This window comes from Paracoccus onchidii (assembly GCF_028294535.1).
GTDB classification, from domain to species: Bacteria; Pseudomonadota; Alphaproteobacteria; order Rhodobacterales; family Rhodobacteraceae; genus Paracoccus; species Paracoccus onchidii.
This window is the reverse complement of sequence record NZ_JAQBIE010000056.1, coordinates 1-2,500: the sequence shown is the minus strand read 5'-3', so window position 1 is coordinate 2,500 and position 2,500 is coordinate 1. Positions and strand designations below refer to the sequence as shown.

Here is a 2,500-nt window from a genome sequence, read left to right as displayed (position 1 = left end):
GAGTTAGACGGATCAGACCCGAAACCGAGTGATCTAGGCATGAGCAGGCTGAAGGTACGGTAACACGTACTGGAGGGCCGAACCCACACCTGTTGAAAAAGGTCGGGATGACTTGTGCCTAGGGGTGAAAGGCCAATCAAACTCGGAGATAGCTGGTTCTCCGCGAAAGCTATTTAGGTAGCGCCTCGGATGTATTCCTTGGGGGGTAGAGCACTGCATGGATGATGGGGGCCCACAGCCTTACTGAGTCTAAGCAAACTCCGAATACCCAAGAGAACTGTCCGGGAGACACACGGCGGGTGCTAACGTCCGTCGTGGAGAGGGAAACAACCCTGACCAACAGCTAAGGCCCCCAATTCGTGGCTAAGTGGGAAAGCATGTGAGACTTCCAAAACAACCAGGAGGTTGGCTTAGAAGCAGCCATCCTTTAAAGATAGCGTAACAGCTCACTGGTCTAATCAAGAGGTCTTGCGGCGAAGATGTAACGGGGCTCAAGCCACGAGCCGAAGCTTTGGATGTGCATTTATGCACGTGGTAGCGGAGCGTTCTGTGATATAGAACGCTGCCTCTTTTGCCCAGCAATGGGTAACGGAGGCAATGTTCTGACTGTGAAGCCGGGCCGTGAGGCATCCGGTGGAGTGATCAGAAGTGAGAATGTTGACATGAGTAGCGACAAACAGGGTGAGAGACCCTGTCGCCGAAAGTCCAAGGGTTCCTGCTTAAAGCTAATCTGAGCAGGGTAAGCCGGCCCCTAAGGCGAGGCCGAAAGGCGTAGTCGATGGGAACCAGGTTAATATTCCTGGGCCAGGAGATGGTGACGGATCGCAGAGGTTGTCAGTCCTTATCGGATTGAACTGGCAGCTGAGCGGTTCCTGGAAATAGCCCTCCATGAGACCGTACCCGAAACCGACACAGGTGGACTGGTAGAGAATACCAAGGCGCTTGAGAGAACCACATTTAAGGAACTCGGCAAAATACCTCCGTAAGTTCGCGAGAAGGAGGCCCGGTTTTTACGCAAGTAGAGGCCGGGGGCACAAACCAGGGGGTGGCGACTGTTTACTAAAAACACAGGGCTCTGCGAAGCCGCAAGGCGACGTATAGGGTCTGACGCCTGCCCGGTGCCGGAAGGTTAAAAGGAGAGGTGCAAGCCTTGAATTGAAGCCCCGGTAAACGGCGGCCGTAACTATAACGGTCCTAAGGTAGCGAAATTCCTTGTCGGGTAAGTTCCGACCTGCACGAATGGCGTAACGACTTCCCCGCTGTCTCAAATGTGGACTCAGCGAAATTGAATTGTCTGTGAAGATGCAGACTTCCCGCGGTTAGACGGAAAGACCCCATGCACCTTTACTACAGCTTCGCACTGGCATCAGGATTGCGATGTGCAGGATAGGCGGTAGGCTTTGAAATCGGGACGCCAGTTCCGATGGAGCCATCCTTGAGATACCGCCCTTCGCACTCTTGATGTCTAACCGCGGTCCGTTATCCGGATCCGGGACCCTGCGTGGCGGGTAGTTTGACTGGGGCGGTCGCCTCCCAAACAGTAACGGAGGCGCGCGAAGGTTGGCTCAGAGCGGTCGGAAATCGCTCGTTGAGTGCAATGGCAGAAGCCAGCCTGACTGCAAGACTGACAAGTCGAGCAGAGTCGAAAGACGGCCATAGTGATCCGGTGGTCCCGAGTGGAAGGGCCATCGCTCAACGGATAAAAGGTACGCTGGGGATAACAGGCTGATGATGCCCAAGAGTCCATATCGACGGCATCGTTTGGCACCTCGATGTCGGCTCATCTCATCCTGGGGCTGGAGCAGGTCCCAAGGGTACGGCTGTTCGCCGTTTAAAGAGGTACGTGAGCTGGGTTTAGAACGTCGTGAGACAGTTCGGTCCCTATCTGCCGTGGGTGTTGGAGACTTGAGAGGAGTTGCCCCTAGTACGAGAGGACCGGGGTGAACGTTCCACTGGTGGACCAGTTGTCGTGCCAACGGCAGTGCTGGGTAGCTATGAACGGACAGGATAACCGCTGAAGGCATCTAAGCGGGAAGCCCCCCTCAAAACAAGGTCTCCCTTGAGAGCCGTGGAAGACCACCACGTCGATAGGCCGGAGATGTAAGTGCAGCAATGCATTCAGTTGACCGGTACTAATGGCTCGATAGGCTTGATTTGATCCGGAAGAAGACAGACTGTCTTCTCCAAAAAGCATCCTTGGACAACAAAATCCCAATAGGGATCAACGCTGAGCGTTTCTTTCCTGGTCTGGTGGCCCTAGCGCGAGCAAAACACCCGATCCCATCCCGAACTCGGCCGTTAAGTGCCGCTGCGCCGATGGTACTGCGTCTCAAGACGTGGGAGAGTAGGTCACCGCCAGACCTGGAAAGAAACGCAAATCTCTCTAAACGATAAAAAAACCGATCCAGGACAAATCTTGACGCGGGGTAGAGCAGCCCGGTAGCTCGTCAGGCTCATAACCTGAAGGTCGTAGGTTCAAATCCTACCCCCGCAACCAAAA

Annotated in this window: 1 tRNA gene and 2 rRNA genes (1 of these 3 cut by a window edge); all 3 read left to right on the top strand. The window is 54.7% G+C overall.

What is annotated here, in order from left to right:
- A 23S ribosomal RNA gene (locus PAF17_RS19865) occupies nt 1-2,157 on the top strand (it extends 675 nt beyond the left edge of the window).
- 89 nt (nt 2,158-2,246) lie between these two features.
- Nucleotides 2,247-2,361 (top strand): 5S ribosomal RNA (gene rrf, locus PAF17_RS19860).
- Between the two features lie 59 nt (nt 2,362-2,420).
- Nucleotides 2,421-2,497, top strand: a tRNA-Met gene (locus tag PAF17_RS19855).
- Nucleotides 2,498-2,500 lie beyond the last annotated feature (3 nt).